Origin of the sequence: Streptomyces sp. TRM64462 (assembly GCF_013362995.1) — a bacterium.
GTDB lineage: Bacteria > Actinomycetota > Actinomycetes > Streptomycetales > Streptomycetaceae > Streptomyces.
Genome location: NZ_JABWDV010000336.1, coordinates 1 through 12,221, shown reverse-complemented (window position 1 = coordinate 12,221; position 12,221 = coordinate 1). Strand labels below are relative to the sequence as shown.

Genomic DNA, 12,221 nt, shown 5'->3' with positions numbered 1-12,221 from the left:
TACGGGGAGCGGGGCGTTCAGTCCCGCTGTCCGCCCGGCTCGGCGGCGTCGGGCCCGGCGGCGGTCTCCTCCGGCTGTGCCTGCGCCTGCGCCTGCGCCTGCGGCTGGGGCGGGACGGAGGCGGCCGGTGTCCCCGCCGGGGACGCCGCGGCCGGGGCCGTCGCGCGGGCCACCACCGGAGGCCGGAACTGCGCCTCAAGGCGCCGCACGCGCCACGGCCGGATCACCCGCCGCCACACCACGTACAGCAGCGCCAGCACCGCCAGCCACGGGGCGAGGGCCGCCAGCACGACCACGAACCACGTCAGCGACGTCACCAGCGCGTTCCACCCGCCGCTCAGCGCGTCGAGCACGCCCGGGTCCTCGTCCTTCTCCGGCTCGACCGGCGCGCCCGGCTCCGTCACACGCAGGGTGATCGTCGCCAGCGACGTACGGTCCTTCAACGACGCCTGCTGCGCCAGCAGGGACTCCAGGTCCGCCTGACGGGAGCTCAGCTCCCGCTCCAGCGTCACCACGTCGTCCAGCCGCGTCGCCTGGTCCATCAGCTTCCGCACCCGGTCGACGCTGGCCCGCTGGGTGGCGATGCGGCTCTCCACGTCCACCACCTGGTCGGTGACGTCCTTGGCGTCCGCCTTCCGGGACAGCAGCTTCCCGGTGCCGGTCAGGGACTTCAGCACCGACTCGTACGCGTCCTGCGGGACGCGCAGCACGACCTCGGAGGTCATCGCGCCCTTCCTGCCGTGGCGCTCCGTCGACTCGCCCGCGATGTGGCCGCCCGCGGCGGCGGCCACGTCACGGACCCGGGCCAGCGCCTTGTCGGCGTCCTCCACCTCGACCGACAGCTCGGCCGTGCGGATGATGTGCTGCCGGGGCGCGGCCGGCTTCTTCGCGCCCGGAGCCGCGGCTCCGGCCCCGGCCCCTGCCCCCTCCTCCCTGGCGGCCGAACCGTCCTGCGCGTACCCCGAGTCCGGGCCCTGCCCGCTGGCCGCCTGCGGTGCCCTGTCGGCCTTCGCCGCCGCCCCGCTGTCCGAGCCGCTGCCGCATCCCGCCAGGGCCAGCGATGCCGCGAGCAGGGCGGCAGCGAGCGCGTGCCGGGACCGGGAATGGGTTGCCATGGATGTCCCCCCAGGACTCCGTAATGGGTGATGCCGGTTCGACGTACGGGACGGGGGCGCCGGTTTCGGGTCCACGGTCCCGAAAGGGTCACGTTCAGGACTCGTAACGGGGTTTGAGACAGTGGACGCATGAACGTGGACCACGTGGGCGCGTCCCACGGACGCGTCGTCGTCATCGGCGGCGGCATCGCCGGTCTCGCGGCCGCCCACCGCGTACTGCGGGCCGGCCGCGCCGTGACCCTCCTGGAGGCCACCGGCCGCGTCGGCGGCAAGCTGCACGCCGGGGAGATCGCCGGCGCGCCCGTCGACCTCGGCGCCGAGTCGGTGCTCGCCCGCCGCCCCGAGGGCGTCGACCTCGCCCGCGCCGTCGGCCTCGGCGACCGCCTCCGCACGCCGGCCACCGCCACCGCGGCCGTCTGGACCCGCGGTGCCCTGCGCCCGATGCCCAAGGGCCACGTCATGGGCGTGCCAGGCGACGCGCGGGGCCTCGGCGACCTGCTGTCCGCCGAGGGGCTCCGCGCGGTAGGCCGTGACCGCGAGCTGCCGCCCGCCGAGCCGGTCGACGACGTCGCCATCGGCGCGTACGTGGCGGAGCGCATGGGCCGCGAGATCGTCGACCGGCTCGTGGAACCGCTGCTCGGCGGTGTGTACGCGGGCGACGCGTACCGGATCTCGATGCGGGCCGCCGTACCCAAGCTGTTCGACGCCGTCCGCGCGCACGGCACGCTGAGCGAGGCCGTGCACGCGCTCCAGAGCGCCGCGGCCCAGGCCCCCGCCGGGCCGGTGTTCATGGGCGTCGACGGCGGCGTCGGGCGGCTCCCGCTCGCCGTCGCCGACGCGATCACCGCGCAGGGCGGCGAGATCCGTACGGAGACCCCCGTCCACGGCCTCACGCGCCGCCCCGACGGCTGGGAGATCCGTACCGACCGCGAGGTGCTGCACGCCGGCGCCGTGATCCTCGCGACGCCCGCCTGGTCCGCGTCCGCGCTGCTCGCCGCCGAGTCGCCCGCCGCGTCCGCCGAGCTGGCCGCGATCGAGTACGCGTCGATGGCCCTGGTCACGCTCGCCTTCCGGCGCGCCGACATCGCCGGGACGCTGCCCGCGGGCTCCGGCTTCCTCGTGCCGCCGGTCGACGGCCGCACGATCAAGGCGGCCACGTTCTCCAGCCAGAAGTGGCAGTGGGTCGCGGACGGCGCCGACGACCTGTTCGTGCTGCGCACGTCGATCGGCCGGTACGGCGACGAGGAGCACCTCACGTGGGACGACGCCGACCTCGTCGCCGCGTCCCTGCGCGACCTGGGCGAGGCCGTCGGGCTCGCGGCGAAGCCCGTCGCGAGCGAGGTCACCCGCTGGATCGGCGGCCTGCCGCAGTACCCGGTGGGCCACCCGGCGCGCGTCGCCCGTATCCGTGACGCCGTCGGCAAGCTGCCCGCGCTGCGGGTGTGCGGCGCCGCGTACGACGGGGTCGGCATCCCCGCGGTCGTCGCGGACGCGCGGCGCGCGGCGGACGAGATCGACGAGATCCTCGCCACGCCGACCCTGGCGCGGAGCACCGAGAGCGACGAGTGAGAATAGCCGTATGAGTGCGCCCGAAAAGATCCCGAACGCCGGTAAGAAGGCGAAGGACCTCAACGAGGTCATCCGCTACACCCTGTGGTCCGTCTTCAAGCTGCGCGACGTCCTGCCCGAGGACCGGAGCGGCTACGCCGACGAGGTCCAGGAGCTGTTCGACCAGCTCGCCGCCAAGGACGTCACCGTCCGCGGCACGTACGACCTGTCGGGGCTGCGGGCCGACGCGGACATCATGATCTGGTGGCACGCCGAGACCTCGGACCAGCTCCAGGAGGCGTACAACCTGTTCCGCCGCACGCGGCTCGGGCGGGCGCTCGTCCCCGTGTGGTCGAACATGGCGCTGCACCGCCCCGCCGAGTTCAACAAGTCGCACATCCCGGCGTTCCTCGCCGACGAGACGCCGCGCGACTACGTGAGCGTGTACCCGTTCGTGCGCTCGTACGACTGGTACCTGCTCCCCGACGAGGACCGGCGGCGCATGCTCGCCGACCACGGCAAGATGGCCCGCGGCTTCCCGGACGTGCGCGCCAACACGGTCGCGTCGTTCTCGCTCGGCGACTACGAGTGGCTCCTCGCGTTCGAGGCGGACGAGCTGTACCGGATCGTGGACCTGATGCGCCATCTGCGCGGCAGCGAGGCGCGGATGCACGTCCGCGAGGAGGTGCCGTTCTACACCGGCCGCCGGAAGTCCGTCGCGGACCTGGTGGCCGGCCTGGCCTGAGCGGGCGGCCGACTTGGCGGCGGACCGGCACGACCGGGCCGTCGCCCCTCGACCCGGAAGATCAGACGGCGGGCGCGAACCGCCCGTCGCTCCAGCGACACCGGGTCCGGCTCCGGGTGCGGCGCGCAGTCCTGCGCGCCGCACCGGCGTCACCGTACGTGCGTCACCGCACCGGCGTCACCGTACGAGCGCGGCGCGGGCCGCGTGCACCAGCCGGGCGGCGCGGCCCGGCGGGCGGGGGCCCGAGCGCTCCGCCCACCACAGGTACAACCGCCGCCGCGTCCGCGCGTCATCGGGGCGCCCCGCGTCGAGCAGGAACCGCGCGAACGCCAGCGCGTCCCGCCGGTAGCCGCCCGGCAGCGGGCAGCGCTCCGCGTAGGCAACGAACGCGTCCCGGTACGCGGCGTCCCCCAGCATCCGCGGCAGCTCGGGCGCCAGCTTCGCCACGACCCCCGCCCGCTTGCGGGCCAGCGCCCGGCTCTGCACCCGCAGCCGCGCCCGGTCGAACCCCTCCGGTACGGGCGTCCCCGCGACCAGCGCCGACAGCAGCGCGGCCTGCGCGATGCCCAGCCGGCCGCGCGCCGCGTCCGGTACGTCCACGGCACCGGCCGGCGCCGCCGCGCCGGGGGCGGCGCCCGCCAGTGGCCCTGTCGCGCCCACCGTCGTACGGATCGCCGCCAGTTCGGCCGCGAGTTCCTCCTCGGGCGGGAACGCGTCGTCCCGCTCCAGGAGCACGCCCGGCGGAGCCGCACGGGACGCCAGCTCGGCCAGCAGGTCCAGGACGGGCGGGGGCACGGGGTGCGCGTGCGTGTCGTGCCAGACGCCGTCCTGTTCGACGCCGCCCGCGACATGGACGTACGCCAGGGCCTCCAGCGGGAGTTCCGCGAGCGCCTTCGACGGGTCGTCGCCCCGGTTCACGCCGTTCGTGTGGAGGTTCGCCACGTCCACGAGGAGCCGTACGCCCGTACGCTCCACCAGCTCCGTCAGGAACCGCCCCTCGCTCAGCTCGTCGTCCGGCCACGCGAACAGCGCCGCGATGTTCTCCAGGGCCAGCGGCACGGGCAGGGCGTCCTGCGCGATCCGCACGTTCGCGCACAGCACGTCCAGCGCCTCGCGCGTGCGCGGCACCGGCAGCAGATGGCCCGCCTCCAGGGCCGGGGACGCGGTGCGGGCGCCCCCCGCCCGTACGAACGCGATGTGCTCGGTCACCAGCGGGGCGTCCAGGGCGGTCGCCGTGGCGGCCAGGCGGGCCAGCCGGTCCTCGTCCGGGCGGTCGGCGCCGCCCAGGCCCAGCGACACACCGTGCGGCACGACGGTGACGCCGCGCTCCCGCAGCCGCCGCAGCGCGTCGGGCACGTGGCCGGCGCAGACGTTCTCCGCGACGACCTCCACCCAGTCCACGCCGGGCAGCCGCGCCACGGCGTCCGCGATCTCCGGGCGCCAGCCGATGCCGACGCCCAGACCCGAAGCGCTCATGTCCCCCTCCTTCGCCGTGCGGTCGGAGAGGTCATGGCCCCGTCACGGGCCTCTGAATCCGCGGGGGCCGGGATTCAGAGGTTTATTTGAGCTTCGAACGCGGAGACGGGCCCGTGCACGGTCACGGCCGGTTCGTGTTGATCGCGGTCGGCGGGCCCGGCTGCGTCGACGGCAGGGACGTGAAGCCGCCGCCCGGGCCCGTCGGCACGGCCGGGGTCGGGGCGGGCGGCAGGTTGCCGTTGGGGGCCGGGGGACCGGACGGGCTGGCCGTCGAGCGGCCCGCCGCCTCGTTGGCGATGGCGTCGAAGTCGACCATCCCGGTCCCTTCCAGCATCGTGATGTGGTCGAGGACCGTCTGGTTGGCGTCGCTCGCGAGCTGCCGGATCAGCGTGTTGCGCGTGGTGTGCCGGACCTGGGCGATCAGCCCGAACACCTTGCCGTGCGCGTTCCGCAGGAGGTTCGCGAACTTCCGCTCGTACTCGGCGCCCTGCGCCGCCGACAGCTCCCGCAGCCAGCCCTGCTGCTCCTCCGTCGGCTGGTTCGGCAGCTCCACGCCCAGCTTCGCCGCCACGTCCCGCGCCCGCTGGTCCAGGTCGGTGTGCCCGACCACCAGATGGTCGCCCGCGTCCCGGATGGCCTGCGTCGGGGCCCGCTCGATGGCCTGCTGCCCGGCCGGCAGCTCCCACAGCCCGGCGAGCCGCACCTTCACCAGGAAGTCCCGGTCGGTCGCCGACAGCGGACCCCACTGCGTGGCCACGGTCGACGCGTTGAGATTGGCCTGACCAGTGCCGGAGCGGTCGGCGTACGACCAGACGGGGAACGCCAGCGCCCCGACCGTGGCGACCAGCGCCGCGATGATCAATGCCGTGCCGTTGATACGCCGCAGCAAGGTACCTCCCGAGCTTCCGACTTGCGTGGCGGTGCTGGGAGATACGTAAACGGGCGCCGGAACGTTCAGACGGCTCGAACGGGAAAGTCCGCTACGACCGTGCAGGACCCCGGAGCGATCTCCGTGAACCCCGCGTCCCTGACCACCAGGCGGCCGCTCGCGGTCAGTTCGGGCCAGCGGCCGGGCGGGGCCGTCCGTACGGCCAGGGGGAACCCGGCCGCGCGCCACGCCGCCCGGTCGGCGTCGTCGAGCGCCCACCACAGGAGCTGCGCGCCATGGCCGACCTGGGCCATCTCCTTGCCGGCCGACATGCGCAGCTCCGGGTTGAGCCAGAGCCGCGCCTGGCCTGGCCCGGCGGGCGGCGGGGCCACCGGGTCGTCCAGCTCCGTGCCCGACACCTGGAGCCTGGCCAGGTCCTTGGGCCAGCCGTCCAGCGGGACCGGCGGGAAGACCCGCACCTCGGCCGTGTCGCCCGTGACCGTGATGCCCGGCAGCCGCTCGGCGCGCCGCCACTCGGCGCCCCTGGCCCGCCGTACGACCTTGCGGATCCGGGCGTCCTCCCAGTCCCGTACGGCCCGCGCCCACGGGCCGTCGCCGGTGGACCGCTCGTCGGAGAGCATCACCAGGACGGCGCGTGCCGCGGTCTCCAGCGCGTCGGTACGGGCGGGCGGGGCGCTCTTCTCGATCCGTACGACGAGCGGCAGGACGAACTGCGGGGCGCTGTCGCGAGGGTCGGGGGAGCCGGCGGTGTCGGCGGTGTCGGCCGTGTCTGGCTTGCCGGGCGTGCGGTCGGTGGTCTCGCTGGTCACACGGCCAGTCTGCCAGCCGCGCGGCGGCGCTTTCCGGGCGGCCGCCGCTCCACGCGGGGCCGCGTCCTTGGCGGAGCGGGGTGTTCCGGGCGACGATGCCGTCATGAAGAGCGATCTTTTCGCGTCCGAGAACCTGGCGCGGCAGGCGACGGCGCCCGGGATGACCCTGCAGAACTCCAAGTGCGTCAAGTACGCGGTGAACGGTGAGATGCACGCCCGCCAGGGCTCGATGATCGCCTTCCGCGGCAACCTCCAGTTCGAGCGCAGGGGCCAGGGCATAGGAGGCATGCTCAAGCGGGCGGTCACCGGCGAGGGCCTGCCGCTGATGGCCGTGCGCGGACAGGGTGAGGCCTGGTTCGCGCACGAGGCGCAGAACTGCTTCGTCGTCGAGCTGGAGCCGGGGGACGCCCTCACCGTCAACGGCCGCAACGTCCTGTGCTTCGACGCCACGCTCTCGTACGAGATCAGGACCGTGAAGGGCGCCGGCATGGTCGGCGGCGGCCTGTTCAACAGCGTCTTCACGGGCAACGGCAAGCTCGCCCTGGTCTGTGACGGCTCACCGGTCGTGATCCCCGTCAGTCAGCACCAGCCGGTGTACGTCGACACGGACGCGGTCGTCGGCTGGAGCGCCCATCTGGCGACATCCCTGCATCGGTCGCAGTCGTTCGGCTCGATGATCAGGGGCGGTTCGGGCGAGGCCGTCCAGCTGATGCTCCAGGGCGACGGCTTCGTGGTCGTCCGGCCGAGCGAGCAGACCGCGCAGGCGGCACAGGGCTGAGCCGTCAGCAGGCGCCCTCGGCGACCGCGACCGAGAGCTGCACCTCGGCGTCGGGCGCCGTCAGGTCGCGGGGGCCTTCGGGCCGGGGCGGCGAGACCGAGACGCAGTAGGCGGTGTCCGTGTCGGGCGTCGTGACCTCGAACCGGGTGCCGGTGCCGCCACCGGCGTCCGTGACCTGGACGCTGTGCTCCGGGCCTTCTCCGCCGGCGTAGATCTCGTCCTTGATCAGGCTGTCGTAGCCGAACGTGGAGAGGTAGCTCTCCCGCCGGGGCTCGGCCTCCATGGAGCGGGCCGCCGTGTGCACCGCGTCGCGCAGCTCGCCGTCGCTCCAGCGGCCGTCGTCGTACATGTCGTACACGAGCCAGCCCACCAGCAGCAGCGACACCACCATCAGGACCCGGGCGACGGGATTCCGGTGGTTGTAGACGTACTTCCCGCCCCGCCGGACGAAGACCGGCTCGTCGTGATCTCGGCTCATGGGGGACGAGCCTAAGCCGTGTCACGGTCCGGCCGGTCAGCCGCCCATCAGCTCCGAGACCTTCACGAAGCGGTAGCCGCGCTTCCGCAGTTCCGGCACGATCCGGCGGACCGCCTGCTCCGTGACCGGGGCGGCGCTGCGCGTGCAGTGCATCACCACCAGGGAGCCGGGCTTCACACCGGCCAGCACCTGCTCGGCCACCGCGTCCGGGTCCTTCGCGAACGCGTCGCCGCTCACCACGTCCCACTGCACGGCCGTCACCTTCGTCGGCGCCAGCGCGTGGAGCGCGGTGTCGTCGTAGCAGCCGCCGGGGAAGCGGAAGTACGGCACGACGTTGCGGGCGCCCGCGGTACGGAACGCGGCGAAGGCGCGGCGGACATCCGCCGCCATGTCCTCGCGGGGCAGCGTCGGCAGGCCGTAGCAGGGGCTCTTGAAGGCGTGGTGGCTGTACGAGTGGTTGGCGATCTCGAAGCGCGGGTCGGTGCCGATCGACCGTGCCTGGTCCGGGTACTCCTCGGCCCAGCGGCCGGTCATGAACACCGTCGCGTCGACCTTCAGGCGGCGCAGCGTGGCGATGAGCTCGGGGTTGTCGAACCGTTCGCCGCGCGCCGCGCGCGGGCCCTGATCGGCCGTCATGTCGGCGTCGAACGTGAGCGCCACCACCTTGTCGCCGGCGCCGCCGCCCGCGGGGCCGCGTTCGAAGACGGGCGTCAGGCCCGCGGGGCCCGCCGCCATCGTCGGGACGGCGGCGGGGCGGCCACGTGTGGGCGCGGCCGTGGGCGCGGGCGCGGGTGACGCCGGTGCGGAGGGGGTGGCGGGCGCCGGAGCGGGGGCCGTGCCGGTGGTAGTGCCGCAGCCCACCAGAACGGCCCCCAGAACCGTCAACGCCCACAAGGGTCGTGCAGAAAATGTCACTATCGGAAAGTATCCGATCAGTGTCGTGTCGCTGCCGCTACACGCCCGGCGTGGGGCCGAAGGGCGGACTCAGCGCCAGGGGCCCGTGACCGCGAACGTCGTGCCCGGCGCGTAGCAGTTCACGTACATCGTCCGGCCGTCGGGCGAGAACGTGACGCCTGCGAACTCGCCCCACTCCGGGTCGCCCGGCGTGCCGGTGTTCTGGGCGTTGCGGGCCATCGCGTACACCTCGCCGCGCCGCGTCAGCCCGTACACGTGCTGGGCGCCGCCGCCGTCCTCGCACACCATCAGCCCGCCGCCGGGTGCCAGGCAGATGTTGTCGGGCGACTCGCCGGGCAGTTGCACGTCCGTGCTCGGGCCGAACACGATGACCAGCGTGAGCCGGCCCCGGTGCGGCTCGTACCGCCAGACCTGGCCGTAGTGGTCGGCGGCCGAGCCCTCCGCCGCGCGGGCGAAGCTGGAGACGAAGTAGACGGAGCGGCCGCCCCAGTAGCAGCCCTCCAGTTTCTGCGCGTGGGTGACACCGCGCGGGCCGAAGTCCTGGAGGCGTATCGGTGTGCGGCGGGCCTGGCTGTCCGGCACCGGCACCCACTCGACGCCCTCGAAGCACAGGCCCGGCTCCTGGACGGCGGACAGATCGGGCACGTCCGGTACGCGCATGGCCTGGAGCGTGCCGCCCGCGGCCAGCGAACCGGTGCCGCCCAGCGGGCGGTTCGGCAGGAAGCGGTAGAAGAGCCCGAACGGTCGGTCGAATGCGTCCTCCGTCTCGTACACGGCACCCGTGCGCGGGTCGACGGCGACGGCCTCGTGCTGGAAGCGGCCCATGGCCGTGAGCGGTACGGCTCCGGTGCGGTGCGGGCGGGCCGGGTCGACCTCGAAGACGAAGCCGTGGTCCTTGGTGTAGCCGCCCTCGCCCGCACGTGCCTCGGACTCCTCGCAGGTCAGCCAGCTGTTCCAGGGCGTGGGGCCGCCGGAGCAGTTGACCGCGGTGCCGGCGAGGGCGACGCGCTCGTCCAGGACGTCGTTCCGGGCGTCGAGCGTGAGGGCCGTGCAGCCGCCCCGGGCCGCGGGGTCGTAGGTGAGGCCGGCGACGGCCGGGACGCCGGGTGTGGTCGTGGGCTTGTTCTCGTGGTTGCGGACCAGGTGGACGCGGCCGTGCCAGCCCGCGAGGGCGGCCATGCCGTCGGGGCGGGCCGGCACCGGGCCCTCGCCCGAGCGGAGCGGCTCGCCCTCCCGGGACAGGACGCGGTAGCGGAAGCCGCGCGGCAGGTCGAGGAGGCCGTCCGGATCGGGGACGAGGGGGCCGTAACCGGCGTGGCCGGTGTGACCGGAGGCGGAGGCGGAGGCTGAGGCGTCGGAGGCGGCGGCCGATCCGGCGAAGAGCTCCGAGAACGCGCCGCTGAAAGCGATACCGGCGAGCGAGGCACCTGCACCGGTGAGGATGTGACGTCGTGTCGCAGACATGGCAACTCAACTCCCTGCTGGCGGACAGAGATGTGATGTGACGTGACGGATCCGCACGTGTGTACCACGCTGTGTGGTCTCCCGTGAACCACGCGACTGAAGTGACGTCAGATCGGCTGGCAGCGGCCGACCTCGGCATCGGCACGGGCACCGGGTCACATCCGGAAGCCCCGTACAGCCCCGTACAACGCCGCCGGCCGCCGCCCCTTTACTGCGGGGCGGCGGCCGGAGGACGGTGCGGCGAGGGTGCGGCGCGGTGGCGGCGGTGCGGTCAGGATGCCGTGAGCGAGGCCGTCAGCGTGATCGTCGTACCCGTGAGCGCCTGGCTCACCGGGCAGTTCACCTTGGCGTCCTCGGCCGCCTTGGTGAAGGACGCCTCGTCCATGCCCGGGACCTCGCCCTCCACCGTGAGGTGGATGCCCGTGATGCCGGTGCCGGGCTGGAACGTGACGTCGGCCTTGGTGGTGAGCCGGGCCGGCGGGTTGCCGCCCCGGGTGAGGGCGCCGGAGAGGGCCATCGAGAAGCAGCTGGAGTGCGCGGCCGCGATGAGCTCCTCCGGGCTCGTCATACCGTTCGGCTCCTCGGCGCGCGCCGGCCAGGAGACCGGGTAGGAGCCGATGCCGGACGAGTCGAGGGTCACGGTGCCCGTGCCCTCGGTCAGATTGCCTTCCCAGACGGTGTGCGCGTGGCGCGTGGTGGCCATGCCGGGATCCCTTCGGACGGTGTCGGCCTCGGACGCTGTACGACCTCGGACGGTTACGGCACCCCAACCTACTGCAACGGGACGGCCCCGCCCCGGCTACGCGGCGGCGACCAGACCTTTCGCGTCCCGCGCCAGCGCGGTGAGCCGCGAGATCGCCCGGAAGTACTTCTTCCGGTACCCGCCCTTCAGCATCTCCTCGCTGAACAGCCGGTCGAACGGCAGCCCCGAGGCCAGCACGGGTATCTCGCGGTCGTACAGCCGGTCCGCGAGGACGACGAGCCGCAGCGCCGTCGACTGGTCGGGCACGGCCGTCACATCGGTGAGGCACACCGCCGTCACGTCCTCGGTCAGCGCCCCGTACCGGCTCGGGTGGACCCGGGCCAGGTGCTCCAGCAGGTGCGGGAAGTCGTCGAGGGAGGCGCCGGGCTTCGCGTACGCCGCCTTCGTCACCTGCTCGTCGGAGTACGGCGCCGGGGCCTCGGGCAGCCCGCGGTGCCGGTAGTCCTCGCCGTCGATGCGCAGCGGCCGGAAGCGCGCCGACAGGCCCTGGATCTCGCGCAGGAAGTCGGCCGCGGCGAACCGTCCCTCGCCGAGCTTGCCCGGCAGCGTGTTGGACGTGGCCGCCAGGGCGACGCCCGCGTCGACCAGCTTGCCCAGCAGCGTCGACACCAGCACCGTGTCGCCCGGGTCGTCGAGCTCGAACTCGTCGATGCACAGCAGCCGGTGCCCGCTCAGCGTCTGCACGGTCTGCTGGAAGCCGAGCGCGCCGACCAGGTTGGTCAGCTCCACGAACGTCCCGAACGCCTTCAGCGCGGGCTCCGCGGGAGTGGCGTGCCACAGCGACGCCAGCAGGTGCGTCTTGCCGACGCCGTACCCGCCGTCCAGGTACACGCCGCGCGGCCCCGTGGGCGCGGCCGGCTTTCGGGCGAACCAGCGGCGCTTCCCGGCGCCGCTCGCGTGCGCCCCGCCGAGCCCGTCGGCGAAGGCGGCCAGCACCTTGACGGCCTCGGACTGGCTGGGCCGGTCCGGGTCCGGGATGTACGTGTCGAAGCGCACCGCGTCGAAGCGCGGCGGGGGCACCATCTCGGCGACCAGACGGTCGGCGGGGACGTGCGGCTCACGCGCGCACAGGGACTGCGGGACCGCTTCGGTCAGGGCACTCGTCGACACGCTCCCCACTGTAAGGGCCGTGCCAGACTGCACGACATGCGACGCCTGTTCCCTGTGACCGACCAGACACCGCCCGTTCCCGCCGTCCCGCCCACGGGAGAAGGGGCCCCCGCACCCGCCGCACCCGCCGC

12 protein-coding genes and 1 pseudogene are annotated in these 12,221 nt (G+C 74.0%); 3 read left to right on the top strand and 10 right to left on the bottom strand.

Annotation, left to right across the window (positions count from 1 at the left end; all coding sequences use genetic code 11):
• Positions 1–17: 17 nt before the first annotated feature.
• On the bottom strand, positions 18–1,115 hold the full coding sequence (locus HTZ82_RS17310; protein ID WP_175410296.1) for a DUF4349 domain-containing protein: 1,098 nt from the start codon (positions 1,113–1,115) through the stop codon (positions 18–20).
• Between the two features lie 129 nt (positions 1,116–1,244).
• Between HTZ82_RS17310 and hemG the strand changes: the two genes are divergently transcribed.
• Together hemG and hemQ are read left to right on the top strand one after the other, a co-directional pair.
• Complete coding sequence (hemG, locus tag HTZ82_RS17305) at positions 1,245–2,684, top strand: protoporphyrinogen oxidase (RefSeq protein WP_175410295.1); 1,440 nt, start codon at positions 1,245–1,247, stop codon at positions 2,682–2,684.
• 10 nt (positions 2,685–2,694) lie between these two features.
• On the top strand, positions 2,695–3,408 hold the full coding sequence (gene hemQ, locus HTZ82_RS17300) for a hydrogen peroxide-dependent heme synthase (protein ID WP_175410294.1): 714 nt from the start codon (positions 2,695–2,697) through the stop codon (positions 3,406–3,408).
• On the opposite strand, the pseudogene HTZ82_RS33080 reads toward hemQ, so the two are convergent.
• The 4 genes and pseudogenes from HTZ82_RS33080 to HTZ82_RS17285 all read right to left on the bottom strand — a co-directional run.
• Positions 3,357–3,558 (bottom strand): annotated as a pseudogene (locus HTZ82_RS33080) (hypothetical protein); the annotation flags it as partial. The gene hemQ and the pseudogene HTZ82_RS33080 sit on opposite strands and share 52 nt — an antisense overlap.
• A gap of 27 nt (positions 3,559–3,585) precedes the next feature.
• On the bottom strand, positions 3,586–4,884 hold the full coding sequence (locus HTZ82_RS17295) for a DUF692 domain-containing protein (protein WP_175410293.1): 1,299 nt from the start codon (positions 4,882–4,884) through the stop codon (positions 3,586–3,588).
• 121 nt (positions 4,885–5,005) lie between these two features.
• Positions 5,006–5,770: a DUF4142 domain-containing protein gene (locus HTZ82_RS17290; protein ID WP_175410314.1), complete on the bottom strand. Its 765-nt coding sequence runs from the start codon at positions 5,768–5,770 to the stop codon at positions 5,006–5,008.
• A gap of 68 nt (positions 5,771–5,838) precedes the next feature.
• Entirely contained in the window at positions 5,839–6,582 is a 744-nt protein-coding gene (locus HTZ82_RS17285; protein ID WP_309235527.1) for a peptidyl-tRNA hydrolase, read from the bottom strand.
• Between the two features lie 103 nt (positions 6,583–6,685).
• Between HTZ82_RS17285 and HTZ82_RS17280 the strand changes: the two genes are divergently transcribed.
• Positions 6,686–7,360, top strand: coding sequence for an AIM24 family protein (locus HTZ82_RS17280; protein ID WP_175410291.1), 675 nt, complete (start codon positions 6,686–6,688; stop codon positions 7,358–7,360).
• A gap of 4 nt (positions 7,361–7,364) precedes the next feature.
• On the opposite strand, the gene HTZ82_RS17275 is transcribed toward HTZ82_RS17280, so the two are convergent.
• From HTZ82_RS17275 to zapE, 5 genes are all read right to left on the bottom strand, one after another.
• A complete protein-coding gene (locus HTZ82_RS17275; RefSeq protein ID WP_175410290.1) occupies positions 7,365–7,838 on the bottom strand; it encodes a hypothetical protein in 474 nt (157 codons plus the stop codon).
• 36 nt (positions 7,839–7,874) lie between these two features.
• Positions 7,875–8,723 (bottom strand): polysaccharide deacetylase family protein, encoded by an 849-nt coding sequence (locus tag HTZ82_RS17270; protein ID WP_375540829.1) that lies wholly within the window; start codon positions 8,721–8,723, stop codon positions 7,875–7,877.
• Between the two features lie 99 nt (positions 8,724–8,822).
• Positions 8,823–10,217, bottom strand: a complete 1,395-nt coding sequence (locus tag HTZ82_RS17265; RefSeq protein ID WP_175410288.1) for an alkaline phosphatase PhoX — start codon at positions 10,215–10,217, stop codon at positions 8,823–8,825.
• A gap of 271 nt (positions 10,218–10,488) precedes the next feature.
• A complete protein-coding gene (locus HTZ82_RS17260; RefSeq protein ID WP_175410287.1) occupies positions 10,489–10,920 on the bottom strand; it encodes an OsmC family protein in 432 nt (143 codons plus the stop codon).
• Between the two features lie 96 nt (positions 10,921–11,016).
• Positions 11,017–12,090 (bottom strand): cell division protein ZapE, encoded by a 1,074-nt coding sequence (zapE, locus tag HTZ82_RS17255; protein ID WP_175410286.1) that lies wholly within the window; start codon positions 12,088–12,090, stop codon positions 11,017–11,019.
• Between the last annotated feature and the right edge of the window lie 131 nt (positions 12,091–12,221).